22 protein-coding genes are annotated in these 26340 nt (G+C 72.2%); 6 read left to right on the top strand and 16 right to left on the bottom strand.

Annotated features, from left to right (window positions below):
* Positions 1-269: 269 nt before the first annotated feature.
* On the bottom strand, positions 270-788 hold the full coding sequence (locus IEZ01_RS08785) for a DUF4240 domain-containing protein (protein ID WP_019885681.1): 519 nt from the start codon (positions 786-788) through the stop codon (positions 270-272).
* Between the two features lie 98 nt (positions 789-886).
* Between IEZ01_RS08785 and IEZ01_RS08780 the strand changes: the two genes are divergently transcribed.
* A complete protein-coding gene (locus tag IEZ01_RS08780; protein WP_189200842.1) occupies positions 887-1825 on the top strand; it encodes an SDR family oxidoreductase in 939 nt (312 codons plus the stop codon).
* Here IEZ01_RS08780 and IEZ01_RS08775 read toward each other — a convergent pair.
* From IEZ01_RS08775 to IEZ01_RS08750, 6 genes are all read right to left on the bottom strand, one after another.
* Positions 1816-2778, bottom strand: a complete 963-nt coding sequence (locus IEZ01_RS08775; protein WP_019885679.1) for a helix-turn-helix transcriptional regulator — start codon at positions 2776-2778, stop codon at positions 1816-1818. The genes IEZ01_RS08780 and IEZ01_RS08775 overlap by 10 nt on opposite strands.
* A gap of 83 nt (positions 2779-2861) precedes the next feature.
* A complete protein-coding gene (gene aceE, locus IEZ01_RS08770) occupies positions 2862-5561 on the bottom strand; it encodes a pyruvate dehydrogenase (acetyl-transferring), homodimeric type (protein ID WP_189200840.1) in 2700 nt (899 codons plus the stop codon).
* A gap of 206 nt (positions 5562-5767) precedes the next feature.
* Positions 5768-6391, bottom strand: a complete 624-nt coding sequence (locus IEZ01_RS08765; RefSeq protein ID WP_019885677.1) for a GntR family transcriptional regulator — start codon at positions 6389-6391, stop codon at positions 5768-5770.
* 107 nt (positions 6392-6498) lie between these two features.
* Positions 6499-8280, bottom strand: a complete 1782-nt coding sequence (gene sucB / locus IEZ01_RS08760; protein ID WP_189200838.1) for a 2-oxoglutarate dehydrogenase, E2 component, dihydrolipoamide succinyltransferase — start codon at positions 8278-8280, stop codon at positions 6499-6501.
* Between the two features lie 59 nt (positions 8281-8339).
* Positions 8340-9728: a dihydrolipoyl dehydrogenase gene (gene lpdA / locus IEZ01_RS08755; RefSeq protein WP_019885675.1), complete on the bottom strand. Its 1389-nt coding sequence runs from the start codon at positions 9726-9728 to the stop codon at positions 8340-8342.
* A gap of 297 nt (positions 9729-10025) precedes the next feature.
* The gene (locus IEZ01_RS08750) at positions 10026-11543 is read right to left on the bottom strand and encodes a leucyl aminopeptidase (protein WP_019885674.1); all 1518 of its coding nucleotides are present in this window, start codon (positions 11541-11543) and stop codon (positions 10026-10028) included.
* Between the two features lie 335 nt (positions 11544-11878).
* Between IEZ01_RS08750 and IEZ01_RS08745 the strand changes: the two genes are divergently transcribed.
* Positions 11879-12496 (top strand): spherulation-specific family 4 protein, encoded by a 618-nt coding sequence (locus IEZ01_RS08745; protein WP_189200836.1) that lies wholly within the window; start codon positions 11879-11881, stop codon positions 12494-12496.
* A 31-nt stretch (positions 12497-12527) separates the two neighbouring features.
* Here the strand turns inward: IEZ01_RS08745 and cobS are convergent, their stop codons facing one another.
* Positions 12528-13292, bottom strand: coding sequence for an adenosylcobinamide-GDP ribazoletransferase (cobS, locus tag IEZ01_RS08740; protein WP_019885671.1), 765 nt, complete (start codon positions 13290-13292; stop codon positions 12528-12530).
* A gap of 68 nt (positions 13293-13360) precedes the next feature.
* Here cobS and IEZ01_RS08735 point away from each other — a divergent pair, with 68 nt between their 5' ends.
* A complete protein-coding gene (locus IEZ01_RS08735; RefSeq protein WP_189200834.1) occupies positions 13361-14128 on the top strand; it encodes a hypothetical protein in 768 nt (255 codons plus the stop codon).
* On the opposite strand, the gene IEZ01_RS08730 is transcribed toward IEZ01_RS08735, so the two are convergent.
* From IEZ01_RS08730 to IEZ01_RS08715, 4 genes are all read right to left on the bottom strand, one after another.
* Positions 14068-14760, bottom strand: a complete 693-nt coding sequence (locus tag IEZ01_RS08730) for a hypothetical protein (RefSeq protein ID WP_189200832.1) — start codon at positions 14758-14760, stop codon at positions 14068-14070. The genes IEZ01_RS08735 and IEZ01_RS08730 overlap by 61 nt on opposite strands.
* Positions 14757-16529, bottom strand: a complete 1773-nt coding sequence (locus IEZ01_RS08725; protein ID WP_028797442.1) for a phosphatidylglycerol lysyltransferase domain-containing protein — start codon at positions 16527-16529, stop codon at positions 14757-14759. Before IEZ01_RS08725 ends, IEZ01_RS08730 begins: the two co-directional genes overlap by 4 nt.
* Positions 16530-16631: 102 nt before the next feature.
* On the bottom strand, positions 16632-17726 hold the full coding sequence (gene cobT, locus IEZ01_RS08720) for a nicotinate-nucleotide--dimethylbenzimidazole phosphoribosyltransferase (protein WP_019885666.1): 1095 nt from the start codon (positions 17724-17726) through the stop codon (positions 16632-16634).
* Between the two features lie 167 nt (positions 17727-17893).
* Positions 17894-19093 (bottom strand): bifunctional adenosylcobinamide kinase/adenosylcobinamide-phosphate guanylyltransferase, encoded by a 1200-nt coding sequence (locus tag IEZ01_RS08715; RefSeq protein WP_019885665.1) that lies wholly within the window; start codon positions 19091-19093, stop codon positions 17894-17896.
* Positions 19094-19178: 85 nt separating this feature from the next.
* Here IEZ01_RS08715 and IEZ01_RS08710 point away from each other — a divergent pair, with 85 nt between their 5' ends.
* Positions 19179-19385, top strand: coding sequence for a hypothetical protein (locus IEZ01_RS08710; RefSeq protein ID WP_019885663.1), 207 nt, complete (start codon positions 19179-19181; stop codon positions 19383-19385).
* 702 nt (positions 19386-20087) lie between these two features.
* On the opposite strand, the gene IEZ01_RS08705 is transcribed toward IEZ01_RS08710, so the two are convergent.
* The 4 genes from IEZ01_RS08705 to IEZ01_RS08690 form a co-directional block, all read right to left on the bottom strand.
* A complete protein-coding gene (locus IEZ01_RS08705) occupies positions 20088-21140 on the bottom strand; it encodes a S1C family serine protease (RefSeq protein ID WP_189200830.1) in 1053 nt (350 codons plus the stop codon).
* Between the two features lie 51 nt (positions 21141-21191).
* On the bottom strand, positions 21192-23000 hold the full coding sequence (locus IEZ01_RS08700) for an ABC transporter ATP-binding protein (protein WP_019885658.1): 1809 nt from the start codon (positions 22998-23000) through the stop codon (positions 21192-21194).
* A 389-nt stretch (positions 23001-23389) separates the two neighbouring features.
* Complete coding sequence (locus tag IEZ01_RS08695) at positions 23390-24124, bottom strand: class I SAM-dependent methyltransferase (RefSeq protein WP_189201168.1); 735 nt, start codon at positions 24122-24124, stop codon at positions 23390-23392.
* A 62-nt stretch (positions 24125-24186) separates the two neighbouring features.
* Complete coding sequence (locus IEZ01_RS08690; protein ID WP_028797441.1) at positions 24187-24783, bottom strand: DUF3043 domain-containing protein; 597 nt, start codon at positions 24781-24783, stop codon at positions 24187-24189.
* Positions 24784-25089: 306 nt separating this feature from the next.
* Between IEZ01_RS08690 and IEZ01_RS08685 the strand changes: the two genes are divergently transcribed.
* Together IEZ01_RS08685 and pspAA are read left to right on the top strand one after the other, a co-directional pair.
* Complete coding sequence (locus tag IEZ01_RS08685; RefSeq protein WP_078513272.1) at positions 25090-25884, top strand: PspA/IM30 family protein; 795 nt, start codon at positions 25090-25092, stop codon at positions 25882-25884.
* Between the two features lie 56 nt (positions 25885-25940).
* Complete coding sequence (gene pspAA, locus IEZ01_RS08680) at positions 25941-26222, top strand: PspA-associated protein PspAA (RefSeq protein WP_189200828.1); 282 nt, start codon at positions 25941-25943, stop codon at positions 26220-26222.
* Positions 26223-26340 lie beyond the last annotated feature (118 nt).

The following is a 26340-nucleotide window of genomic DNA, read 5'->3' as shown; positions in this document are numbered from 1 at the left end:
TGAGCACGGGCCCTGAGCACGGGCCCTGAGCACGGGCCCTGAGCACGGGCCCTGAGCACGGGCCCTGAGCACGGGCCTCTGGGCATGGCCCCTGAGCACGAGCCTGAGGCCACGGACAGGCACGGGCTCCCGACCCGGGCGGGCAGGGGAGGAGGACGGCCTCCCCGCCCCGCCCGCCGGTCCGCCCCGAGGTCTCCGGGGCGGACCGGATCCACCCGGCGGGTGCCGGCCGGGGCGACCGGATCCACCGGTGGGGTCCCGGCCGTCGGTCAGCGGGCGAACCGCTCCCACAGCCGGGGGTAGCGGCCCGCCAGGGCCTCCTCGTCCTCCAGGTCGATCGGAGTGCCCTCCGGCTCCGCCGTCTGCGGCGCGATCCCCAGGTCCGGCGCCACCACCCCGGTCAGCTGCTCGTACGCCTCGTCCGCGGCGAAGCCCAGCTCCTCCCCGTCCCCGTCGATCTCCTCGTCGAAGTCCTCCAGCAGCTCCGCCAGCGCGTCCGGGTCGTGCACCGCCCCCTCGAAGACCTCCCGGCCCTGCCCGATCAGCCAGCAGCGGAAGTAGTCGAAGACGTCGTCACCGGCCCCGTCCAGAAGCACCGCCGCCGCCCCCCAGAGGTCCCAGCGGTACGCCCGGTTGTAGCGGGCCTCGAAGTGCCGGGCGAAGTCGAGGACGGAGTCCGGATCCAGCTGAAGCAGCCGCTCGACGAGCAGATCCGCCTGCTCCTCGGGGTCGCCCTCGGCCGCCTCACGGGCGCTGTCCACGATCTCCCAGAACTCCGTCTCGTCCATCACGGGACCAGCATCGGGCTTCGCGCAGGGCCGCGCACGTGGAGCAGCCGAAATGAAACCGGACAGCAGGTGTCGGGTATCCGTGTGACCGTCGACATATGACGACCGAAAACACCACCCAGCAGCCTCTGGCCGGCCGGATCGCCCTGGTCGCGGGCGCGACCCGGGGCGCGGGCCGGGCCATCGCCGTCCAGCTCGGCACGGCCGGGGCCACCGTCTACGTCACCGGCCGGACCACCCGTACGAAGGTCAGTGAAGTCGGCCGGACGACCGAGACCATCGAAGAGACCGCCGAACTCGTCACGGCGGCCGGCGGAAAGGGGATCGCCGTACCCACCGACCACCTGGAGGCCGATCAGGTCCGCGCGCTCGTCGAGCGGATCGACACCGAGCAGGGCCGGCTGGACATCCTCGTCAACGACATCTGGGGCGGCGAGCACCTGGTTGTGGCCGGCTTCGGCAAGAAGATCCACGAGGTGGACCTCGCCGACGGACTGCGCATGCTGGAACTGGGCGTGAAGAGCCACCTCATCACCAGCTCGGCCGCCGTGCCGCTGCTCATCCGCAACCCGGGCGGACTGCTCGTGGAGGTCACCGACGGCACCCACGACTACAACAGCACGCACTACCGCGAGAACATCTACTACGACCTGGCGAAGACCGCCCCCATCCGGATGGCCTTCGCCCTCTCCCACGACCTCAAGCCCTCCGGCTGCACCGCGGTCTCCGTCACGCCCGGCTGGCTGCGCTCCGAACAGATGCTGGACCACTTCAAGGTGACCGAGGCGAACTGGCGCGACGCGACCGGGAAACTCCCCGACTTCGCCGTCGCCGAGTCCCCCGTCTACGTCGGCCGCGCCGTCACCGCCCTCGCCGCGGACCCGGACCGGGCACGCTGGAACGGGCAGTCGCTCTCCAGCGGCCAGCTCGCCAAGGAGTACGGCTTCACGGACGCCGACGGTTCGCAGCCGGACGCCTGGGGCTTCATCGTCGCCAAGGAGGCGGGCGGGCAGGTGGACGTGGCCGACTACCGGTAGAGAGCCGCCAGGCCCTCGGCCGCCGCCGCGAAACGGGACCGCAGCGACTCGGGCCGGAGCACCTCCGCCTCCGGGCCGAGCGCGAGCAGCTGGGCGAAGGCGACCTCCTCACTCTCCACAAGGAGCGTCACCGTCGTCCGGCCGCCGTCCTCCACCACACCGCCCGCCAGCGCCTCCTCGGCCGCAGCGCGGTCCGTCACATACGGCAGCCGGCGCGCCCCCGCCGCCGAGAGCCGCAGCACGATCTCGGCGCGCAGGATCGAGCGGGCGAACTCCGCCGCGCGCTCCGCCCAGTAGGCCGGCAGGTCGAACGCCTCGTCCCGTACGTACCGTTCCTCGCCGAGCGCGACCGCCGTGAAACGATCCACCCGGTACGTACGGAAGGCCCCGCCCGCGCGGGCGCACAGATACCAGACGCCCGCCTTCAGAACGAGCCCGTACGGCGCCAGCTCCCGCTCCACCTCGGTGTCCCCGCGCCGGTAGCGCGCCGAGATCATCCGGTCGTCCCAGACCGCCTCGGCGATCGGCGCGAGGAACGACGGCGTCTCCGGCTCCTGGTACCAGCCCGGCGCGTCCAGCAGGAAGCGCTGCGCCGCCGACTCCGGAGCGTCCCGCAGCGAGGGCATGAGTGCGGCGGACACCTTCAGCCGGGCCGCCGAGGCCGCGTCCTGAAGCCCCATGTCCCGCAGCGCCCCCGGCAGCCCGGACAGGAACAACGCCTCCGCCTCACCCCGGGCCAGCCCCGTCAACCGGGTGCGGTAACCGCCGACGAGCCGGTAGCCACCGGCCCTGCCCCGGTCCGCATACACCGGAACCCCCGCCTCCGAGAGGGCGAGGGCATCACGGGTGATGGTGCGTTCGGACACTTCCAGCTCCGCGGCCAGTTCGGCCGCCGTCATCGACGGACGGGACTGGAGCAGAAGAACCATCTTGATCAGCCGGGCGGCACGCATGACTCCATCATGCGTGCCACCCCCTTTTTTTGAGGCTCGGTTCTCCCCCTGGCTTCGCCGGGGGACCCCCACGCCCGGGCGCGTCAGAGCCCGTAGCGGTCCCGGGCCTCCTTCACCGACGAGGCCGGAGCCTCGCCGCGGCGGGCCAGCTGCGCCAGGGACGCGACGACGATCGACTGGGCGTCGACGCCGAAGTGGCGGCGGGCCGCCTCGCGGGTGTCCGAGAGGCCGAAGCCGTCGGCGCCCAGCGACGAGTAGTCCTGCTCGACCCACTGCGCGATCTGGTCCGGGACCTGGCGCATGTAGTCGGTCACGGCCAGCACCGGCGACTCGACGCCCTCCAGGGCCGTACGGATGTACGGCGCCCGCTCCTCGCCGCGCAGCAGCGCCGCGTCCGCCTCCAGGGCGTCACGCCGCAGCTCCGTCCAGGAGGTCGCCGACCACACGTCGGCGGCCACGCCCCAGTCGGCGGCCAGCAGCTTCTGCGCCTCAAGAGCCCAGTGGATGGCCGTGCCGGAGCTGAGCAGCTGGATGCGCCCGGCGTTCGCCGGCACGTCCAGACCGGCCGACTCCGCCGTGTTGAAGCGGTACAGGCCCTTGATGATGCCCTCGTCCACGCCCTCGGGCTTGGCCGGCTGCGGCATCGGCTCGTTGTAGACCGTGAGGTAGTAGAAGACGTTCGGGTCCTCGCCCGGGGCCGCCTCCCCGTACATCCGGCGCAGACCGTCCTTGACGATCGCCGCGATCTCGTAGGCGAACGCCGGGTCGTAGGTGAGCGCCGCCGGGTTGGTCGCCGCGATCATCGGGGAGTGGCCGTCCGCGTGCTGCAGACCCTCACCGGTCAGCGTCGTACGGCCCGCGGTCGCGCCGACCAGGAAGCCGCGGCCCAGCTGGTCGCCGAGCTGCCACATCTGGTCGGCCGTGCGCTGCCAGCCGAACATCGAGTAGAAGATGTAGAACGGGATCATCGCCTCGCCGTGCGTCGCGTACGCGGTGGACGCGGCGATGAAGTCGGCCATCGAACCGGCCTCGGTGATCCCCTCGTTGAGGATCTGACCGTTGACGGCCTCCTTGTAGTACATGAGCTGGTCGCGGTCGACCGGCTCGTACGTCTGCCCCTTGGGGGAGTAGATGCCGAGCGACGGGAAGAGCGACTCCATGCCGAAGGTCCGGGCCTCGTCCGGGACGATCGGCACCCAGCGCTTGCCGGTCTCCTTGTCGCGGACCAGGTCCTTGACGAGCCGCACGAACGCCATGGTCGTGGCGACCGACTGCGAGCCGGAGCCCTTGTCGAAGGCGGCGAACGCCTTGTCGGCGGGGGCGGGCAGCGGGGCCAGCGGGTGCGTACGGCGGGCCGGGGCCGGGCCGCCGAGGGCCGCGCGGCGCTCCTGGAGGTAGCGGACCTCGGGGGCGTCGGCGCCCGGGTGGCCGTACGGCACCACGCCGTCGGCGAACTGCGCGTCCGAGATCGGCAGCTCCAGCAGGTCACGCATGGCCTTGAACTCGTCCACCGACAGCTTCTTCATCTGGTGGTTCGCGTTCTTGGAGGCGAAGCCCTCGCCGAGGGTGAAGCCCTTCACGGTCTGCGCGAGGATCACCGTCGGGGCGCCCTTGTGCTCCACGGCGGCCTTGTACGCGGCGTACACCTTGCGCGGCTCGTGGCCACCGCGCGAGAGGTGGAAGCACTCGAGGATCTTGTCGTCGCTCAGCAGCTTCGCCATCTCGACGAGCGCCGGGTCGGCACCGAAGAAGTCCTGGCGTATGTAGGCGGCGTCGCGGGTCTGGTACGTCTGGACCTGCGCGTCCGGCACCTCACGGAGGCGGCGGACCAGGGCGCCGGTGGTGTCGAGCTGGAACAGTTCGTCCCAGGCGTTGCCCCAGAGCGACTTCACGACGTTCCAGCCGGCGCCGCGGAACTGCGCCTCCAGCTCCTGCACGATCTTGAAGTTGGCGCGGACCGGGCCGTCGAGGCGCTGAAGGTTGCAGTTGATGACGAAGGTCAGATTGTCCAGGCCCTCGCGGGATGCCAGGGCGAGAGCCGCGGTCGACTCGGGCTCGTCCATCTCGCCGTCACCGAGGAACGCCCACACGTGCGAGGACGAGACGTCCTTGATGCCGCGGTTGGTGAGGTAGCGGTTGAACCGTGCCTGGTAGATGGCGGAGAGGGGACCGAGACCCATGGAGACGGTCGGGAACTCCCATAGCCAGGGCAGGCGGCGCGGGTGCGGGTAGGACGGGAGGCCGTTGCCGCCGGCCTCCTGGCGGAAGTTGTCGAGGTGGGCCTCGGTGAGGCGGCCGTCGAGGAAGGCGCGGGCGTAGATGCCGGGGGAGGCGTGGCCCTGGATGTACAGCTGGTCGCCGGAGCCGTCGCCCTCCTTCCCGCGGAAGAAGTGGTTGAAGCCGGTCTCGTAGAGCCAGGCCGCCGACGCGAAGGTCGCGATGTGGCCGCCGACACCGTTCTTGGCACCGCGGCTGACCATCGCGGCCGCGTTCCAGCGGTTCCACGCGGTGATCTTCCGCTCCATCTCCTCGTCGCCGCCGTGCGACGGCTCGGTGGCGGTGGGGATGGTGTTGACGTAGTCGGTCTCCAGCAGCTTGGGCAGGTCGACACCGTCGACGCCCTCGGCGTGCTGCAGCGTGCGGCGCATCAGGTAGGCGGCCCGGTGCGGGCCGGCGGCCTTGGTGACGGCGTCGAGGGAGGCCGCCCACTCGGCGGTCTCCTCGGTGTCACGGTCCGGGAGCTGGTCGAGCTCGCTCGGAATCTTGCCTACGGGATCGGTCATGATCGCCGCCTTCCGGACAGGATGGGGGTGGAGAAAAGGCCATGTCTGGCAGGACAGGGCAGGGGCCGGGGTGCGGCCCGCCGTCGACTGTAAATGGCTGATCGATGATCGATCAAAGGGGGACGGCCAAAAACTTCTCCGCACAACGAAATTGGCATTCCGTGCCTTGAAAGAGGGCACGGGGTGCCGCGACGAATCGGCCTAAATCAGGCGCGCGGCGCACACCCGAGAACGTGCTCCTTCACCAGAGCACCGATCCTCGGATCGCGTCGCCGGAACGCGTCGACCAGCTCCTGGTGCTCCTCCGCGTACGACTTCTGCACCGTGCCGAGCCAGCGGATCGACAGGGCCGTGAAGACCTCGATCCCCAGGCCCTCCCAGGTGTGCAGCAGGACGCTGTTTCCGGCCGCCTTCACCAGCTCCCGGTGGAAGGCCACCGTGTGACGCACCTGCGCCGTGCCGTCGGCGGCCCGGTCGGCCTCGTACAGCGCCGCCACATGCGGCTCCAGGGCCGAGCAGTCGTCCGCGAGCCGGCCGGCCGCGAGCTCGGCGGCGATCTGCTCCAGACCGGCCCGGACGGGGTAGCTCTCCTCCAGGTCGGCCGCGGTGAGATTGCGGACCCGTACGCCCTTGTTGGGCGCGGACTCGATCAGCCGCAGCGACTCCAGCTCGCGCAGCGCCTCCCGTACGGGCGTCTGGCTGACCTCCAGTTCGGTGGCGATCCGTCGCTCGACGATCCGCTCGCCCGGCTTCCAGCGCCCGCTCACAATGCCCTCCACGATGTGCTCGCGGATCTGTTCGCGCAGCGAGTGGACGACGGGCATGGTCATGGGCGCTCCCTCAAACCAGTGGACAGTGAAGACAATACGGCGGCGCCCCCGTCCGAAGTACTCCCGGACGGGGGCGCCGCTGGTGAGGCTGGTTACAGCCGAGTAGCTCAGAGGCCGAGCTCGACCTCGAACTCACCGGCCTCCAGGATCGCCTTGACCGCGGTCAGGTAGCGGGCGGCGTCGGCGCCGTCCACCAGACGGTGGTCGTAGGAGAGCGTCAGGTACGTCATGTCCCGGACGCCGATGACGGTGCCCTCGGCGGTCTCGATGACCGCCGGACGCTTGACCGTGGCACCGATGCCCAGGATCGCGACCTGGTTCGGCGGCACGATGATCGTGTCGAACAGCGCACCGCGCGAGCCGGTGTTGCTGATGGTGAAGGTCGCACCGGCCAGCTCGTCCGGCGTGATCTTGTTGCCGCGGACCTTGCCCGCCAGGTCGGCGGTGGCCTTGGCGATACCGGCGATGTTCAGGTCGCCGGCGCCCTTGATGACCGGCGTCATCAGACCCTTCTCGGAGTCCACGGCGATGCCGATGTTCTCCGAGTCGAAGTACGTGATGGTGCCCTCGTCCTCGTTGATCCGGGCGTTGATGACCGGGTGGGCCTTCAGCGCCTGGGCCGCGGCCTTGACGAAGAACGGCATCGGGGACAGCTTGACGCCCTCACGGGCGGCGAAGGAGTCCTTGGCCTGGCCGCGCAGCTTCATCAGCTTGGTGATGTCGACCTCGACGACCGAGGACAGCTGGGCCTGGCCGTGCAGCGCCTTCATCATGTTGTCGCCGATGACCTTGCGCATGCGGGTCATCTTGACCGTCTGGCCGCGGAGGGGGGAGACCTCCAGGGCCGGGGCCTTCTTGGCCGCGGCAGGAGCGGCGGCGACCGGCGCCGGGGCGGCGGCGGCGGCCTTGGCGGCCTCGGCGGCGGCGAGGACGTCCTGCTTGCGGATGCGGCCACCGACGCCGGTGCCCTTGACGGCCGCGAGGTCGACGCCGTTCTCGGCGGCGAGCTTACGGACCAGCGGGGTCACGTACGCGCCGTCCTCGGCCGGAGCCGGGGTGACCGGAGCCGGCGCGGCGGCGGCCGGGGCGGCCTGGGCCGGAGCCGGAGCCGGAGCCGGAGCCGGAGCCGGAGCGGCCGGCTCGGCGGGAGCCGGGGCCGGGGCGGCCGGAGCAGCGGCGGGGGCAGCCGGGGCGGCCTGGGCCGGAGCGGCAGTCGGGGCGGCGGCCGGAGCCGGGGCGGCCGGGGCCGGGGCGGCGGCCGGAGCCGCACCCGGGGCGCCGATGACGGCCAGCTTGGCGCCGACCTCGGCGGTCTCGTCCTCGGCGACGGTGATCTCCAGGAGAACACCGGAGACCGGGGCCGGGATCTCGGTGTCGACCTTGTCCGTGGAGACCTCGAGCAGCGGCTCGTCGGCCTCGACGGACTCGCCGACCTCCTTCAGCCAGCGGGTGACGGTGCCCTCGGTGACCGACTCGCCCAGCGCGGGCAGGACGACCTCGGTGCCGGACGCGCCGCCGGCCGGGGCGGCCGGAGCCTCGGCGGCCGGAGCGGCAGCGGCGGGGGCCTCGGCGGCCGGAGCCGGGGTGGGCTCGGCGGCGGGGGCCGGAGCCTCCTCGGCGGCGGGGGCCGGAGCGGCCGCGGGGGCGCCGCTGCCGTCGTCGATGACGGCGAGCTCGGCGCCGACCTCGACGGTCTCGTCCTCGGCGACCTTGATGGAGGCCAGGACACCCGAGGCCGGGGCCGGGATCTCGGTGTCGACCTTGTCGGTCGAGACCTCGAGCAGCGGCTCGTCGGCCTCGACACGCTCACCCTCGGCCTTCAGCCAGCGGGTGACGGTGCCCTCGGTGACGCTCTCGCCGAGCGCCGGCAGGGTTACGGAAACCGACATGGTTTCAGTTGCTCCTAACGAATTGCGGAATGTGGTCGTCGCGCCCTGGGCCGAGGGGCTCAGTCGTGGGAGTGGAGGGGCTTGCCGGCGAGCGCCAGGTGCGCCTCGCCGAGCGCCTCGTTCTGCGTCGGGTGGGCGTGGATGAGCTGCGCGACCTCGGCCGGCAGCGCCTCCCAGTTGTAGATCAGCTGCGCTTCGCCGACCTGCTCGCCCATGCGGTCACCGACCATGTGGACGCCGACCACGGCACCGTCCTTGACCTGGACGAGCTTGATCTCGCCCGCGGTCTTGAGGATCTTGCTCTTGCCGTTGCCCGCGAGGTTGTACTTCAGGGCGACGACCTTGTCCGCGCCGTAGATCTCCTTGGCCTTCGCCTCGGTGATACCCACGGAGGCGACCTCGGGGTGGCAGTACGTCACCCGGGGCACGCCGTCGTAGTCGATCGGAACGGTCTTCAGACCGGCCAGACGCTCCGCTACCAGGATGCCCTCGGCGAAGCCGACGTGCGCGAGCTGGAGGGTCGGGACGAGGTCGCCCACGGCCGAGATCGTCGGCACGTTGGTACGCATGTACTCGTCGACCAGGACGTAGCCGCGGTCCATCGCGACGCCCTGCTCCTCGTAACCGAGGCCGGCCGAGACCGGGCCGCGGCCGATGGCGACGAGCAGCACCTCCGCCTCGAAGGTCTTGCCGTCGGCGAGGGTGACCTTGACGCCGTTGTCGGTGTACTCGGCGGACTGGAAGAAGGTGCCGAGATTGAACTTGATGCCGCGCTTGCGGAAGGCGCGCTCAAGAAGCTTCGAGCTGTTCTCGTCCTCGACCGGGACGAGGTGCTTCAGGCCCTCGATGACGGTGACGTCGGTGCCGAAGGACTTCCACGCGGAGGCGAACTCGACGCCGATGACACCGCCGCCGAGGATGATCGCGGACTCCGGGACCCGGTCCAGGGTCAGCGCGTGGTCCGAGGAGATGACGCGGTTGCCGTCGATCTCCAGACCCGGCAGCGACTTCGGCACGGAGCCGGTCGCGAGGAGGACGTGGCGGCCCTCGACACGCTGGCCGTTCACCTCGACGGAGGTCGGGGAAGAGAGACGACCCTCACCCTCGATGTATGTCACCTTGCGGGAGGCGACGAGTCCCTGGAGGCCCTTGTAGAGGCCCGAGATCACGTCGTCCTTGTACTTGTGGACGGCCTTGATGTCGATGCCGTCGAAGGTGGCCTTCACACCGAACTGTTCGGCCTCACGGGCCTGGTCCGCGACCTCACCGGCGTGCAGCAGGGCCTTGGTGGGGATGCAGCCGTTGTGCAGGCAGGTGCCGCCGAGCTTGTTCTTCTCGATCAGTGCGACGTCCAGGCCCAGCTGCGCTCCGCGCAGCGCCGCGGCATAGCCGCCGCTACCGCCGCCGAGGATCACTAGGTCGAAAACGGTGCTGGCGTCGTTCGCCACGTCACGTCCTCCATGCATGTGCGCCGGTCGCCGGTCCTCGATGACCGGGCGGGCGGCTGGTGTTCGGCCGCTGATTCTTCGGCCCTGTGGTGGGGGCCCTGTCCTGCCGGTCACCCATCTTCGCACTTGTTGCCGGAAGAGGAGACGCGGGGCCGGGGTCTGAGACGGCTGATCGTCCGTGTCCGCCGGTTACCGGAGCGTACGAACGTACGGATTTCGTCGAGGGCGAAACCGCGAGGACGGCCCCGGGCCACAATGCCCAGGGCCGTCCAGCGCCGCTTTCATGGAGGCTCGGCGTCAGCCCAGGTCGCCCTCGGCCGTGCGCTCGGCCAGCTTCACCAGGGTGCGGACGGCGGATCCCGTACCGCCCTTCGGGGTGTAGCCGTACGGCGCGCCCTCGTGGAAGGCCGGGCCCGCGATGTCGAGGTGGGCCCAGGTGATGCCCTCGCCGACGAACTCCTTCAGGAAGAGACCGGCGACCAGGCCGCCGCCCATCCGCTCACCCATGTTGGCGATGTCGGCCGTGGGGGAGTCCATGCCCTTGCGCAGGTCCGCCGGGAGCGGCATCGGCCAGGACTGCTCGCCGACCTCCTCGGCGATCTCGTGGATCGCGGTGCGGAAGGCGTCGTCGTTGGCCATGATGCCGAAAGTGCGGTTGCCCAGCGCCAGCACCATCGCGCCGGTGAGGGTGGCCACGTCGACGATCGCGTCCGGGTTCTCCTCGGAGGCCTTGGCGAGCGCGTCGGCCAGCACCAGACGGCCCTCGGCGTCGGTGTTGAGGACCTCCACGGTCTTGCCCGTGTACATGGTGAGGACGTCACCCGGGCGGGTGGCCGTGCCGGACGGCATGTTCTCGGCCAGGGCCAGCCAGCCCGTGACGTTGACGGCGAGGCCGATGCGGGCGGCCGCGACGACGGCGGCGAAGACGGCCGCGGCGCCGCTCATGTCGCACTTCATGGTCTCGTTGTGACCGGCCGGCTTCAGCGAGATGCCGCCCGAGTCGTAGGTGATGCCCTTGCCGACCAGGGCGAGGGTCTTCTCCGCGTCCGGGTGGGTGTAGGCGATCCGGACCAGGCGGGGCGGGTTGGCGGAGCCGGCGCCGACGCCGAGGATGCCGCCGTAGCCGCCCTTGGTGAGCGCCTTCTCGTCGAGCACCTGCACCTTCAGGCCGTGCTCCTTGCCGGCCGCGGTGGCGGTGGCGGCGAAGGAGGCGGGGGTGAGGGCGTTCGGCGGCATGTTGATCAGGTCGCGGGCGCGGTTGATCTCCTCCGTCAGCGCCAGCGCGCGCTCGGCGGCGGCCTTGTAGGCCTTGTCGCGGGGCTTGGCGCCGAGCAGCGCCACCTCGGCGAGCGGCTTCTTGGCGTCCTTGCCGTTGGCCGACGAGCGGAAGGCGTCGAAGGAGTACGCGCCGAGCAGCGCGCCCTCCGCGATCGCCTCGGCGTCCTCCACGGCCTCGACGGGCAGCGCGAAGGCGGCCTTCTTGGCACCGGCCAGGACGCGGGCGGCGGTGCCGGCCGCGCGGCGCAGCGCCTCGGGGTCGTAGCCCTCGCCGTCGGCGGGGGCCTGGCCCAGGCCGACCGCGAGGACGACCGGCGTCTTGACGCCGGCCGGGGCGGGAAGCTTGGTGGCCTCACCCTCGGCACCGGAGGCACCCAGGGTCTCCAGGACGGCCGCCAGCCTTCCGTCGAACGCCGTGTCGACGGCCTCGGCGCCCGGAGCCACGACGAGCCCCTTGCCGCCCTTGGCGACGCCGACCACGAGGGCGTCGGCGCGCAGCGTCGCCGCGCCGGCAGTGCTGAGAGTGAGAGCAGTCACGGTGGTGAAATCTCGCTTCCGTTTGAGTTCTGAGTGCGGTCCGCGCAGTCGGAGGGGTGGCCGACCGGGTCGCCGCATCGTAATTCGGCCCGATCGAGCGCCGGGAACGAGCCTACGCGCGGTCGTCGCCTTCGATCACGCCGCCGCCGATTCACTCATCCGTGGCGTCTCTTTCATGTTTACCGCGCGGACTCGGTGCGCTGAGCCACACTCGCCTCATTCGTACAAGGGGGATGTCCCCTTTGTGCCATCTCCACGGATCCGGGGGCTGAAGAGATGCGTGTACGGGGATTCCGCGGGACGGCGGCCGCTGCGGCCGCGGCGAGGGAGCGCCGGTGAACTCCTCGCTCCTGGTGCCCTTCTACGCCCACCCCGCCGACCGCCCCGAGGCCTGGACGGCCATGGTCGAGGCGGCGCCCCGGCTGTACGGGGTCGTGCTCAACCCCGACGACGGCGCAGGCCACCGCGCGGACCCGGACTTCGCCGCCGTCGCCGCCCGGCTGCGCACGGCGGGCGTACGGGTCCTCGGCTACGCCGACACGGCGTACGGCCGCCGCCCGCACGCCGAGGTCGTCACCGATCTGCTGCGCCACCGCGACTGGTACGGCGTGGACGGGGCGTTCCTCGACCAGGTGCCGACCGGGCCGGAGTCGCTGCCGCACTACCGCCGTCTCGCGGCCTCCGCGCGGGCGGCGGGCGCGCGGACCCTCGTCCTCAACCACGGCGCCCACCCGCACCCTTCCTACGCCTCCCTGGCGGACCTGCTGGTGACCTTCGAAGGGCCCTGGGACAGCTACCGCGGCCTGGACCTGCCGGTCGCCGACCACTACTGCCATCTGGTCTACGCGGCTCCGGCCGACGCCCGGATCGCCACCTCGGTCCACTGCTGTGTGCCGGGCGCCGGGGCACAGCCCTGGGGGACGCTGCCGCACAGCCTGGAGCCCGCCGGCTGACGGGCCGCCCCCACCGAAGGCCTTCGAGGACTCAGCCGAGGGTCAGGGCGACAAGGGCGGTGGTGGCCGCCGTCTCCTCCACGGCGCCGAAGACGTCGCCGGTCACCCCGCCGAAGCGGCGTACGCAGTGGCGCAGCAGCACCATGGCCGCCGCCGTCGCCGCCACGGCCGCCAGGGCGTGGAGCACGGCGGCGTACGGGTCGAAGAGGGCGCCGGCTGCCCCGCACAGGGCGATCACGAGGGCGGTGGCGGCCAGCGCGTGCGGCTGGGGGACGGTGCCCGCGACCATGGCGCCCAGTCCCTCGGGGCGGGCCGCGGGCACGCTCCGGTGGCAGGCCAGGGTCAGGGCGAGCCGGGAGACGGCGGCGGCGAGGACCGTGGCCACCGCGCCGCGCGCCCAGCCCTCGCCGTACAGCTCGTACGCCGCCGCGACCTGCGCGAGCAGCACGAACAGGAGGGTGAGGACGCCGAACGGGCCGATGTCCGACTGCTTCATGATCCGCAGGGCGTCCTCGGCGGGCTTCGCGCTGCCGAGCCCGTCGGCGGTGTCCGCGAGGCCGTCCAGGTGAAGCCCGCGGGTCAGCGCCGCCGGGACCGCCACCGAGGCGACGGCGGCGAGCAGCGGACCCGCGCCGGCCAGCAGGAGCAGCCCCGCGGTCGCCGCCGCGAGCACACCCACGACCAGTCCCGCCAGCGGGGCGCAGAGCATTCCGGCGCGGGCCGCGTCCCGGTCCCAGCGGGTGACGCGGGCGGGGAGCACGGTGAGCGTGCCGAAAGCGAACCGGATGCCGTCCATGCCCGGGAGGGTAGCGGCCGCCCCTGCCCGGTAAGTTACGCATAACGCGCATATCGGAAGCAGGTGGCATGGGTCACTGGTTCTCCCAGAACATCGTCGAGCCCGGCAAGCTCCCGCTGCTGCTCGCGCTCGCCTCCTTCGTGCTGACCTTTCTGGCCACCCGGACCGTCACCCGGCTCATCCGGGCCGGGAAGGGGCCGTTCCGTAACGTCTCCTCCGGCGGCCTGCACATCCACCACGTGGTGCCCGGCGTCGTCCTCGTCGTGGTCGGCGGCTTCGGCGCCGTCGCGGCCGGTCGGCAGGGCGGCTGGGCGGCCGGCGTCTTCGCCGTCCTGTTCGGGGCGGGCGCCGGGCTCGTCCTCGACGAGTTCGCGCTGATCCTCCACCTCGACGACGTCTACTGGAGCGAGCAGGGGCGCAAGAGCGTGGAGGTCGTCGTCCTCACCGCCGCCCTGGTGACGCTCACGCTCGGCGGCTTCTCACCGCTCGGTGTCAACGAACTCACCACCGAGGAACGGCAGAACCGCGTATCGCTGGTGGTCAGCCTCGCGCTGAACTTCCTCTTCGTGCTCGTGGCGCTGTTCAAGGGGAAGTTCCGGCTCGCCGTCATCGGCACCCTGTTGCCGTTCGTCGCGATCGTCGCCGCCCTGCGGCTGGCCCGGCCCGGCTCGCTGTGGGCCCGCCGGGTCTACGCCCGGCGGCCCAAGGCACGCGCGCGTGCGGGCCTGCGCGCCTACCACCACGACCGCCGCTGGAGCCGGGTCGCCCGCCGCTTTCAGGATCTGATCGGCGGCTTCCAGGAACGGGTGCCGGGACGCGGACCCGACCATCGGTGATCGCGCAGCGCCGAGACGGCGCACACCACCAGCACCACCGCGATCGCCGCCAGGTGCTCCTTGCCCGCCAGATTGTTCTTGATCATTATCTCGACGACCATCGCCACGATCACCAGCGCGCCCGTCAGCCAGGCCCGCTTGCGGTAGCAGACGTACACCGCGAGCCCGACGACCGCCGCCGACGGCCCGGTGTCCACCACCTGCGCGTCCGATGCGGGCAGCCCGAGCGGGTGGTCCGGGCCCAGCGCGATGCCCACGCGCGCGTACAGCGTCCCGCCCAGCGTCGCCAGATAGGCGATGAGAAGCGTCCGCCACCGGCCCAGGCATATCTCCGCGATCCCGAACACCAGCAGGATCTGCGCCAGCGCGCCCCACACCGGCAGGTCGAGCGCCGGCACGAACAGCGACAGCGGGGTACGCAGCAGCGCCAGCCACAGCGGATCCTCGGCCCGTACGGAGCCGATGTTCTGCACCGGCTGGTAGCCCCAGTCCTGGTTCTGGACGAACTGGAACAGGGCCGTCAGACAGACCGCCACCAGCGTCAAGGGCACCGCCCGCCACCGCCGGGCGGCCAGAGCGTTTCGTACGGACCGGAACAGCGGCCCCCACTCGCGCAGTGCGAACGCCCTCACCGTCTGCCCGCCAGGTGCTTGCGGTGCAGGAACTTCGGGAGACCCGGGGCCTCCAGGAAGCCCTCGGCGCGGCCGGCCGCCAGGCCGATGCGCAGCAGGTCGGCACTCTTCTCGAACAGCATGAAGCGGGGCTCCCAGATCGGTCGGTACTTGGCGTTGGCGCGGTACAGCGACTCGATCTGCCACCAGCGGGAGAAGAAGCTGAGCAGCGAGCGCCACAGCCGGAGCACGGGGCCCGCCCCGAGCTTCGCGCCACGTTCGAAGACCGACCGGAACATCGCGAAGTTCAGCGAGACCTGAGTGATCCCGATCTCCTTCGCGCGCTGGAGCAGTTCGATGACCATGAACTCCATCAGGCCGTTCTCGGAGTCCCGGTCACGGCGCATCAGGTCCAGCGAGAGACCCCTGGGCCCCCACGGCACGAAGGACAGCAGCGCCCTCAGCCGCCCCGTGGCGTCGGTGCATTCGAGCATCACGCACTGCCCGTCGGCCGGGTCGCCCAGCCGCCCCAGCGCCATGGAGAAGCCGCGCTCGGTGGCCCCGTCGCGCCAGTCGTCGGCCTTGCGCAGCAGCTCGGCCAGTTCGTCGGCCGGGATCTCCGCGTGGCGGCGGATCCGCACCTCGTAGCCGGCCCGCTTCACCCGGTTGTACGCCTGGCGGACCGTGCGCATCGCCCGGCCCTCCAGGGTGAACTCGGCGGTCTCCACGATCGCCTCGTCCCCGAGCTCCAGCGCGTCGAGACCGTGCCGGGCGTAGATCGTGCCCGCCTCCTCGCTCGCGCCCATCACCGCCGGGATCCAGCCGTGTTCCCGGGCCTCGGCGAGCCACGGCTCGATCGCGCCCGGCCAGGCCTCCGGGTCGCCGATCGGGTCGCCGGAGGCCAGCGACACCCCGCCGACCACGCGGTAGGCGACGGCCGCCTTCTCGCTCGGCGACCAGATCACGCTCTTCTCCCGGCGCAGCGCGAAGTAGCCCAGCGAGTCACGCTCCCCGTGCTTGTCGAGCAGCCGGCGCAGCCGCTCCTCGTCCTCCTCGGTGAGCGGGTCGACCGCCCGGCGCGAGCGGAACGCGGCCAGCAGCACCGCGAACAGCAGCAGCGTGGACAGGACGTTGATGGTGACGTCGACCCAGCCGGGTGTGGCGATCCCCGGGAAGCCCGAGTCGTCGGCGGCGAGGGTGACCAGCCGCATCACGCCGTACCGCCAGCGCTCCAGGAAACTGGACGGCCCGGCGGCGGTGTTGGTGGCGGTGACCAGGACGGCCGCGAGCAGCGAGGTGACCAGCAGCCCGCCGGCGCCGACGGCCGCCGCCAGCGCCGGGTTGGAGCGGTCGCCCTTGGCGTAGAACTCCTTGCGGCCGAGCAGCAGCGAGCAGACGAACGCGGCGGTGAGGACCAGCGACACCCAGTTCTGCGGATGCTCGCGGATCTCCGGGAAGACCATCACCAGCGCGAACAGCACCAGGAAGGCGCCGCTGAACACCAGGTTGAGGATCCACGCGGCGCGCTTGCGGCGGCGCATGGTGACCGCCAGGAGCAGCGTGAAGGCCCCGGAGGCGAAGCCCGCGGTCAGCAGGTACGGGGTGAAGAGGTCGTCCGAGTTGTGCCGGCGCAGGTCCTGGCCGAGGGAGACCCAGACGGCGCCCAGGAAGTTGATGAACGTGACGACCCGGAGGTACCAGACGGCGAACGCGGCGGCGCGTCGCGACCGGCCGCTGCCCCCGGGCGTTCCTTCGACGGACGGTGCGGCAGACAAACGGACCTCTCCCATGAAACGTGATCATATGGGGCATCACGGGTCATGACGGGCGCCGGTCCGGCTGTCACCGCGCTGCGGTGGCGGCCGGACCGGCCATCCGGTCCGAACTCCGAACTACGACGAGGCCCGCACGTCCGCACCGTCCGACGCGGCCTCCGGACGGGTCAGGTCCGGGGCGGCCTCCGGCAGCTCGGCGGCGAGCGCGGCGGAGGCCTGGACGAGCGGAAGCGCGAGCAATGCCCCGGTTCCTTCTCCCACAGTGACGCTGTGGGAGAGCAGAGGGTTGAGTGCCATCCGGTCCAAGGCCTTCGCCTGCGCCGGCTCGCCCGTGAGCTGGCCCGCCAGCCACCAGTCCGGCGCCCGGAACGCCGCCCGCTGCGCCACCAGCGCGCACGCCGCCGACACCACACCGTCCAGGATCACCGGCATCCGGCGCACCGCGCTCTGCAGCAGGAACCCGGTCGTCGCCGCCAGATCGGCGCCGCCCACCGTCGCCAGCAGCGCCAGCTGGTCACCCAGGACCGGCCGGGCCCGCCGCAGCGCGTCCCGGATCGCCGCGCACTTGCGCATCCACGCCAGATCGTCGATCCCGGCGCCGCCCCGCCCGGTCACCACCGAGGCGTCGGTCCCGCACAGCGCCGCGATCAGCGTCGAGGCGGGCGTCGTGCCACCCACGCTCAGATCGCCGAGCACCACCAGATCCGTGCCCGAGTCGGCCTCCTCGTCGGCGATCGCCATCCCCAGCCGTACGGCCGCCTCCGCCTCCTCGGCGCTCAGCGCGTCCTCGACGTCGATCCGGCCGCTGCCCCGCCGCACCCGGTGCCGTACCACCTCGTCGGGCAGCAGCTCCGGGTCGCAGTCCAGGCCGGCGTCCACGATCCGCACGGGTACGCCCATCCGGCGCGCCAGGACCGCGACCGGGCTCGCACCGTCGAGGACGGACCGTACGAGCTCGTGCGACGTTCCCGCCGGACGGCCCGACACCCCGAGCCGCGCCACCCCGTGGTCGCCCGCGAACAGCACCACTCGCGGCTGTTCGATCGCCTTGACCGGCACGGAGGCCTGCGCGGCCGAGAGCCATTCGCCCAGTTCGTCCAGCCGGCCCAGCGCGCCGGGGGCCACGGCGAGCCGCTCGCGGCGCTCCTCGGCGTCGCGGCGCATCCCGTTGTCGGGGCGTTCGATCAGGTCGGAGAAGTCGTCCAGGTTCACAGCATTCCGCCTCGAGACGTCAACAGCAGCCAGGTCATTCGTCGAACAGTACCGGGAGCCTGTGACGTACCGTCGGGGAGCGCGGGGCGGCCGGGGGCCGGCGTCGGCGGGCCCGGCCTCGACGGCCCTGGTCCTGGGCCGGGGGCGCGCCCACCGCTGCGCGGCCGTCAGCCGCGCAGCGGCAGGGCCTGTCCCGCGACCACCAGCAGGACGTGCTCGCACTCGTCGCCGAACGCGGCGTTCAGCCGCCCCAGCTCGTCCCGGAACCGCCGCCCCGACGCGGTCGCCGGCACCACCCCGGACCCCACCTCGTTGGTCACCACCACGACCGTACGGGAGGTCGCCCGCACCGCCGCCAGCAGCTCCGCCACCCGCTCCCGCAGCGCCTCCTGCCCGCCGTCGGCCCAGGTGTCGTCGTCCCAGGCGCCGACCCGGTCCATCGCGTCCGTCAGCCACAGTGCCAGACAGTCGATCAGCAGCGCCGGCCCCTCCTCTTCGAGGAGGGGCACCAGATCGCAGGTCTCCAGCGTCCGCCACGACCCCGGGCGCCGGTCCCGGTGCAGGCTCACCCGCGCCGCCCACTCCGGATCGCCCTCCCGGGTCCCCGAGGTCGCCACGTACACGACCTCCGGGAACGACTCCAGGCGCCGCTCGGCCTCCAGCGACTTCCCCGACCGGGCCCCGCCCGTCACCAGCGTGCGGCGCGGCACGTCGGGCACCTCGTGGTACTCGCCCACGACCAGCGTCGTCCCGTCGGGCACGGCCCGCGCCCCGGCCGCGGCGAGCCGGCGGTCCAGCTCGGGCCCCGGCGGCACGTCGTGGTCCAGGTGCACCGCCACGACGTCCGTGGTAGGCCCGATCGCCCCACTCGCCCGCAGCCGGGCCAGCGCGTCCGGCCGCCCGACGATGTCCGCGACGACCATGTCGTACGTACGGTGGTCCTCCAGCAGCCCCGCGGGCGCCCCGCCGGGCGGCAGGTACAGCAGCCGCTCCCCGTCCGGCGAGGTCACCTCGTACCCCGTGCCCGGCGAGTCCATCGCCACCGCCCGCACCCGGTGCCCGCTGATCAGCGTCAGCTCCCGCCCGTCCGGCACCCGCCCGGCCGTCGGCAGCCCGGCGGGCAGCTCAAGCGCGGGCCCCTCGTGCGGATGCGTCAGCAGCACCTGCCGTACGCCGACGAGCGTCTGCCCCGCCCGGGCGGCGGCCAGCGCGGCGCCCGGCGTCAGATCGAGCAGCAGCGCCCCGTCCACGAGCACGGCGGTCGCGGCCCGCGCCCGCTCCCCCCGGGCGAGGGCGCAGGCAGCACAGGGACAGTCGGGGCGGGGCAGCCCACCGGGGGCGCCGGTGCCGAGCAGAGTCAGTTCCACGCCCACGATCCTCCCGCGTCCCCGCGCGGGGTGCGCGCCCGGCTACGCTGCGGGCAGGAACGGTTGGGACTCGGGAGGCGGACACATGGCATGGACGTGGCGGTTCGAGAAGTCCGACGGCACGGAGGTCACCCCGGCGGTGGAGCCGGACGAATTCACGACGCAGGGGGACGCGGAGTCGTGGATCGGTGAGTACTGGAGGCCGCTGCTGGAGGGCGGGGCGGATCAGGTGGTCCTCTTCGAGGACGCGACGAAGATTTACGGCCCGATGCCCCTGAACGCGGAGTCCTAGAGCGGACGGCGGGGCTGGGGGCGTTTTTGTCCCCCACCCCGCCCCTTCCCGAAACCCTGCCGGGGGCTGGGCCCCCGGGCGCCGGTGGGGAGGCGGCGGCTCCGCCGTGCCTGGCGGGACCGGTGTGCGGGGGCTTTTCGATCCCCCACCCCGCCCCTTCCCGAAACCCTGCCGGGGGCTGGGCCCCCGGGCGCCGGTGGGGAGGCGGCGGCTTCGCCGCGCCCTGCGGGGCGGCCGGCTCGTTTCGCGGCAGCTTTGCGCCGCGGGTACGTCCCGATGTGGGCAATCGTCCCGCAGGGCTGGGGGTCCCCCGGACGGAGTCTGGGGGAGGGTGGGCACAACGCACCGACGGGCGGCGCCCTTTCGTCGCCGTTCACCCCGACCGCGTCGGCCGCCCACGTGGGCGGCGCCCCGACGGCCCCGGCACCCCCGGTGCCCGGTGGCCCCCGGCGGTCCTGGTCGCCCAGGAACGCGGCGCCCCGGCGGCCCGGGTGGCCCGGGGAGACGGTGCCCCGGCGGTCCTGGTCGCCCAGGAAGACGGCACCCCCGGCGGTCCCGGTGCCCGGTGGCCCCCGGCGGTCCCGGTCGGTCTGGTCGCCCGGTAAGGCGGCGCCCCAACGGCCCCGGTGCCCGGCGGTCCCGGTCGCCCGGGAACGCGGCGCCCCGGCGGTCCCGGGCACCGGGGGGCAGACCACCGCGGCCCTAAATCTCGCCCAGCGTCACCGCCGCCGTCCTCGTCGCCCCCGCCCTCACATACGTCACCGTCACCCTCTCTCCCGGCCCCCTCCCCGCCAACGCCTCCGCCAGCGACGTCAGCGTCGTGATCTCCGAGTCGTCCACCTTCGTGATGACGTCACCCGGCCGGATCCCCGCCTTCGCCGCCGCTCCGTCCGCCGGGACCTCCACCACGGCCACGCCCGCCGGGCGGTACTCGTCGTCGAGGAACGTGCGGCCGGTGATGTTCAGGGCCGCGCGGCCCGAGTCGGTGACGCGGCCGCTCTTGACGATCTGGTCGGCGACCGTGCGGACCATGGAGACGGGGATCGCGAAGCCGATGCCCGGCGCCGCGCTGCCGCCCAGTTCCGGGTCGGTCGCCGCCAGCGTGGGGATGCCGATGACCTCGCCGTCGAGGTTGACCAGCGCGCCCCCGCTGTTGCCCGGGTTGATCGCCGCCGACGTCTGCACCATGTTGGCGATCGTCGCGCCCGTACCGCCGCCCGCCCGGCCCTCGCTGACGGTCCGTCCGGTCGCCGAGACGATGCCCTGGGTGACGCTGCTCGACAGGCCCAGCGGCGAGCCCATCGCCAGCACGATCTGGCCGACCTCGACCTTCGAGATGTCGCCGAACCTGGCCGGTTTCAGCCCATCCGGGACACTGTCCAGCTTGATGACGGCGAGGTCCTGCTCGGGGTAGCTGGACACCAGCTTCGCGCCCAGCGCCGCCTCGCCCGTGGCGACGGTGACCTTGAAGGCGTTCTCCCCGCCCACCACGTGCGCGTTGGTGACCACATGCCCCTGGGCGTCGTAGACGATCCCCGAGCCGAGGCTGTTGGACGCCTCGATCTGCACCACCGACGGCAGCACGTTCCTGATCACCGTCTTGTAGTCGCTCTCGAGATCGTTGTCGACCGCCGGCGCCGCCGCCTGCGTGGTCCGCGCCGTCGGCGCCGACGAAGGCGCCGCCGAGCAGCCCCCGACCAGAGCCGCCACGGCGGCCACGGCGACCACCGTGCGGGCGAAGAGAGAAACAGTCATGTCCGGAGTATCACGTTTGTCCACCCGACCCGGCCCGTATTAGACAGCCGATCAGGGCGCCTCCGCCCCCGTCTCCACCCCCGCCCCCGCCGCCAGGAACTGCGTCGCCGCCAGCTCCCCGTACAGCGGATCCGCCGCCACCAGCTCCTGGTGCGTGCCCACTGCCCGTACCCGCCCCGCGTCCATCACCACGATCCGGTCGGCCAGCGTCACCGTCGACAGCCGGTGCGCCACCACCAGCACGGTCGTCTCCCGCGCCGCCTCCGCCACCACGTCCCGCAGCGCCAGCTCGTTGACCGCGTCGAGCTGCGAGGTGGCCTCGTCGAGCAGGAGCAGCCGTGGCTTGCGCAGCAGCGCCCGGGCGATGGCCACCCGCTGGCGTTCGCCGCCGGACAGCTTCGAACCCCGGTGTCCCACGACCGTCTCCAGGCCGTCCGGGAGCCGCTCCACGACCCCGTCCAACCGGGCCCGTACGAGCACGTCCCGGATGTCCTCCTCCGTCACGTGCGGCGCAGCGAAGACCAGGTTCTCCCGCAGCGTCCCCGACAGCACCGGAGCATCCTGCTCCACATAGCCGATGGCGGCCCGGAGTTCCGGCAGGCGCCAGTCCCGTACGTCCTTGCCGTCGATCAGGACCCGGCCGCCGGTCACCTCGTAGAACCGTTCGAGCAGCCCGAACACGGTCGTCTTGCCCGCGCCGGACGGGCCCACGAAGGCCGTCATGCCCGCGCCCGGCACCTCGAAGGAGACACCGTGGTGCACCGGCGGCAGGTCGTCCCGGTAGCGGAACTCGACGTCCTCGAAGGTGACCGTCGCGGGCCCCGAGTCCCGCACCACCTCGGAGCCGGTCGACGCTTTCCCGGAGCCGGGCCCGGACCCCAGGTCCTCCGTCTCCAGCCGCTCGGCCTCCAGGATCCGGGCGATCGCCGCCGACCCCACCTGGAACTGGGTCGCCGCCTCCACCAGCTTGGAGACCGGGTCGATCAGGTAGAAGAGGAACAGCAGGAAGGCGATGAGCGACGCCACGGATATCGCGCCGGACGCCACCCGCGCCCCGCCGATCCCCAGCACCGCGAGGAACGACACCTGCACCGCGAGGCCGATCGAAGACCCTGCCACCGACTGCCACTTGGCCGATTTCACACCGTGCCGCCACGCCTCGCGCGCGGCCTCCTCCACGATCGCGGTCTCACGCTCCTCCGCGCCGGACGCCTTGACGGTACGGAACGCCCCGAAGACCCGCTCCAGGACCGTCGACATCTCCCCGACGGCCTCCTGGGAGCGCTGTGTGGCCCGCGCGATCCTCGGCATGACCAGCCCGACCGCGCCGCCGATCAGCACGATCACACCGAGGGTGACCCCGAGCAGTACGGGGTCCATGAAGCCCATCATCACGATCGTCGCCACGAAGGCGAGCCCGCCCGTCGCGGCGGAGACCACCGACTGGGTCGTGACCGCGCGCAGCAGGGTGGTGTCGGAGGTGACCCGGGACATCAGATCGCCGGGCTGGGTCTTCTCGACTTCCACGAGCCGCAGCCGCAGCAGCCGTCCGACGAGGGAGCGGCGGGCGGCGAGGACGACGGACTCGGCGGTGCGTTCCAGGATGTACCCGCCGAGGGCGTCGATGGCGGTGCCCACCACCACCAGCGCGGTGAGGACGAGGAGTACTCCCGCGATGGACTGGTCGCCGCCGAGCCGTTCGACGAGCGCCTTGGCCGCGAGGGGCTGGGCCAGTCCGCTCGCGGCGCCGATCAGCGCGAAGACGGCGCCGAGCGCGACCGTCCAGCGGTGCGGCCGGAAATGCAGATAGAGGGCGCGCCAGGTCTCGCCGCGCGCGGCCTGAGGGGTGGTCGTGGTCACGACATTCAGGACGCAGCCGGAGCTGTCCTGCCTGACAGCCGCGCCGAATCCACGCCAGGTGCCGGAGCCGGCCCTGTCTGTACGGCGCCGGACCGGCCGAGCGGATCCAACTCGCCGGATCGGCCCGCCTGTACGTTGCCGGACCGGCCGAGCGGATCCAATTCGCCGGATCGGCCCGTCTGTACGTTGCCGGACCGCCTGGCCCAATTCGCCGGATCGGCCCGCCTCTGCGTTGCCGGACCGGCCGAGCGGATCCAACTGGACGGATCAGCCCGTCTGTACGTTGCCGGACCGGCCGGCCCAACTCGCCGGATCGGCCGCTCATACGGCGCCGAGCGGACAGCGCCGGGCCCGGCGCCCTTACCGGCCCACCGCCGCGATACCCCGTCTCAGCCGCGCACGCCGCACAGATGCAGCAGCGCCGCGATCCGCCGGTACGGTTCCGTCCGGCCCGCCCGGTCCTCGGCCGCCAGGAGCCGTTCCAGTTCCTCGGCCGCGGGCAGGCCCACGTCGTTCGCGACGCCGTCGGTGAAGACCCGCACCCCGTACCAGGCGTGCAGCGGCGCCGCGATTCCGGCGAGGGCCGAGGTGAGGGTGTCCAGGCGGTCCGCCCGTACCTTCTGGCCCGTACGGTCCGTGTACACGTCCGAGTCGAAGGCGGCCGTGGCGCCCGCCCAGTCCCCGGCCAGCCCCGGCCGCATGGCCAGCGCCTCCGCGTTCCGTACGACCAGGGAGAGCAGGCCACCGGGTGCCAGCATCCGGGCGAGGCCCGCGAGCATCGCGTCCGGGTCCGGCGCGTACATCAGCACGCCGTGGCAGAGGACCACGTCGAAGCTGCCGGGCAGGAAGTGGACGCCGGTCTCGCGTCCGTCCCCTTCGATCAGCCGGACCCGCTCGCGGATCCCGGCCGGCTCGGTCGACAGCGACTCACGGGCCGCCTTCAGCAGCTCGGCGTCCGACTCCAGGCCGGTCACCGTGTGCCCGGCACGGGCCAGGCGGAGCGCCTGGGTGCCCGCGCCCATGCCGACATCGAGTATCCGCAGGCGCTGGCCCACCGGGTAGCGGCCCGCTATCTGCTCGTCGAGCTGACGGGCCACGAGCTCCTGGCGGACGGTGTCACGCAGCCCGCCGAACCCGGTCGACCAGTGTGCGGGCGCTCCGCCCCCGAAGCCGGAGAGGTCCGCGCTCAGGGCCGCTCTCCGCGCTTGACCTGCGGTTTCGGCAGACGCAGTCGGCGCATCTGGAGCGTACGCATCAGGCCGTAGGCCACCGCGCCACGCTTCGGCTCGTTCGGGAAGCGCTCGTTCAGCTGCTTCTTCAGCCGGATCGAGATACCGATCGAGTCGATGACGATCATCACGATCACACCGAGCCAGAGCAGCAGCGAGATGTTCTGCAGCTGACCGACGCGGATCATGGACAGGACCAGGATCACGACGGCCATCGGGAGGAAGAACTCCGCGATGCAGAAGCGTGAGTCGACGAAGTCGCGCACGAAGCGGCGGACCGGACCCTTGTCACGGGCCGGCAGATAACGCTCGTCACCGCTGGCCAGCGCCTCACGCTGACGCGCGAGATCGGTCCGGCGGGCCTCGCGCTGGCGGCGCATGGCCTCCTTGCGGTCGAGCGGCGCCGACGACGCACGGCGGCGTTGGCCCTGGGCCTCACTCCGCTTCGGGGTCGGGCGGCCCTTGGGGGCCTCGGGGTCGCGGGGCTGCTTGGAGAGGTCCGCCGTCACCTTGTCGGTGGGGGCCTTCTCTTCCTTCGAACGGCTACGGAACACAAAACCCAAGGGTACGGGGTGCCGCGCATGGACCCCACCCCCTCGGGGAACGATCCGGCAACGAGCTGCGTCCGTAACAGCGTCCGTACAAGCGTCCGTACCGGGCGGAAATGGGACGGTCTCGCGGAGCCGGCACGGTTTCCCGACGGCCACCTACTCCTTGCGCCGGATCGGGAGCCGATCGCAGTCGTCCTTGGGTAGGAGCGCATCCGCCCTCGAACAGTGCGGTAATGGATGCAGGGCCCGTACTGTGGGTTCTGTTGGAGTGCTTGAGCCGAGTCCGTCAGAAGGGGGCGCGCGAAGCCCATGAGCGGTGTCATGAAGCGTATGGGGATGATCTTCCGCGCGAAGGCAAACAAGGCCCTTGACCGGGCCGAGGATCCGCGCGAGACCCTCGATTACTCCTACCAGAAGCAGCTGGAGCTGCTCCAGAAGGTGCGCCGCGGCGTTGCCGACGTGGCGACCTCGCGCAAGCGCCTGGAACTGCAGCTGAACCAGCTCCAGGGCCAGTCCACCAAGCTGGAGGACCAGGGCCGCAAGGCGCTGGCGCTCGGCCGCGAGGACCTGGCGCGTGAGGCGCTGTCCCGGCGGGCCGCGCTGCAGCAGCAGGTCAGCGACCTCGAGGTGCAGCACCAGACGCTGCAGGGCGAGGAGGAGAAGCTGACGCTCGCGGCGCAGCGGCTCCAGGCCAAGGTCGACGCCTTCCGTACGAAGAAGGAGACCATCAAGGCCACGTACACGGCGGCGCAGGCCCAGACCCGGATCGCCGAGTCGTTCTCCGGCATCTCCGAGGAGATGAGCGACGTCGGCGTCGCGATCCAGCGGGCCGAGGACAAGACCGCGCAGCTCCAGGCGCGGGCGGGGGCCATCGACGAGCTGCTGGCCTCCGGCGCGCTCGACGACCAGTCGGGGCTGGCCAAGGACGACATCCAGGCGGAGCTCGACCGGCTCTCCGGCGGTACGGACGTCGAGCTGGAGCTTCAGCGGATGAAGGCGGAGCTGGCCGGCGGGCCGGCGCCGAAGCAGGCGATCGAGGGCGGCGCGAACACCCCGCAGGACCAGGCGCAGCAGTCCTCGCACCCGAAGTTCGACAAGCAGTAGCCGGCGGCGGAGTCGAGCACCGAGTCAAGCACCCTACGAGTCCTGAGGACGGCATCATGATCGTAAGGATCATGGGGGAGGGGCAGGTGAGGCTGGCCGACAGCCACCTCACCGAACTGAACAAGCTCGACGACGAGCTGCTCGCGGAGATGCAGAAGGGCGATCACGACGGCTTCCGCCGGACGCTGCACGCCCTCCTGGAGAAGGTACGGGAGCTGGGGGAGCCGCTTCCGGATGCCTCCCTCGACCCCTCCGACCTGATCCTTCCGGCCCCCGACGCCACCCTTGAGGAGGTGAGCGCGATGCTCACCGACGAGGGCCTGATCCCGTCCTTCTGACGCGCACCGCACACTCCAACACCCGCCGCCCCGTGTCCCCCGGGCGGATTCTTGGGGTCCTCGCAACACCTGATGGCCTACGTGGTCGTCAGTAGATCACGCAGGCGCTCGGCTGGGG

Origin of the sequence: Streptomyces purpureus, assembly GCF_014648195.1 — a bacterium.
GTDB lineage: Bacteria > Actinomycetota > Actinomycetes > Streptomycetales > Streptomycetaceae > Streptomyces > Streptomyces purpureus.
Note: the sequence above shows the minus strand (reverse complement) of the source record. Positions and strands in the feature narration are given on the sequence as shown.

Coding starts and splice junctions, on each gene's coding strand:
- IEZ01_RS08785 (WP_019885681.1), bottom strand. CDS start 788: ATGGACGAGACGGAGTTCTGGGAGATCGTGGACAGCGCCCGTGAGGCG.
- IEZ01_RS08780 (WP_189200842.1), top strand. CDS start 887: ATGACGACCGAAAACACCACCCAGCAGCCTCTGGCCGGCCGGATCGCC.
- IEZ01_RS08775 (WP_019885679.1), bottom strand. CDS start 2,778: ATGCGTGCCGCCCGGCTGATCAAGATGGTTCTTCTGCTCCAGTCCCGT.
- aceE (WP_189200840.1), bottom strand. CDS start 5,561: ATGACCGATCCCGTAGGCAAGATTCCGAGCGAGCTCGACCAGCTCCCG.
- IEZ01_RS08765 (WP_019885677.1), bottom strand. CDS start 6,391: ATGACCATGCCCGTCGTCCACTCGCTGCGCGAACAGATCCGCGAGCAC.
- sucB (WP_189200838.1), bottom strand. CDS start 8,280: ATGTCGGTTTCCGTAACCCTGCCGGCGCTCGGCGAGAGCGTCACCGAG.
- cobS (WP_019885671.1), bottom strand. CDS start 13,292: ATGGACGGCATCCGGTTCGCTTTCGGCACGCTCACCGTGCTCCCCGCC.
- IEZ01_RS08735 (WP_189200834.1), top strand. CDS start 13,361: ATGGGTCACTGGTTCTCCCAGAACATCGTCGAGCCCGGCAAGCTCCCG.
- IEZ01_RS08725 (WP_028797442.1), bottom strand. CDS start 16,529: ATGGGAGAGGTCCGTTTGTCTGCCGCACCGTCCGTCGAAGGAACGCCC.
- IEZ01_RS08710 (WP_019885663.1), top strand. CDS start 19,179: ATGGCATGGACGTGGCGGTTCGAGAAGTCCGACGGCACGGAGGTCACC.
- IEZ01_RS08705 (WP_189200830.1), bottom strand. CDS start 21,140: ATGACTGTTTCTCTCTTCGCCCGCACGGTGGTCGCCGTGGCCGCCGTG.
- IEZ01_RS08685 (WP_078513272.1), top strand. CDS start 25,090: ATGAGCGGTGTCATGAAGCGTATGGGGATGATCTTCCGCGCGAAGGCA.
- pspAA (WP_189200828.1), top strand. CDS start 25,941: ATGATCGTAAGGATCATGGGGGAGGGGCAGGTGAGGCTGGCCGACAGC.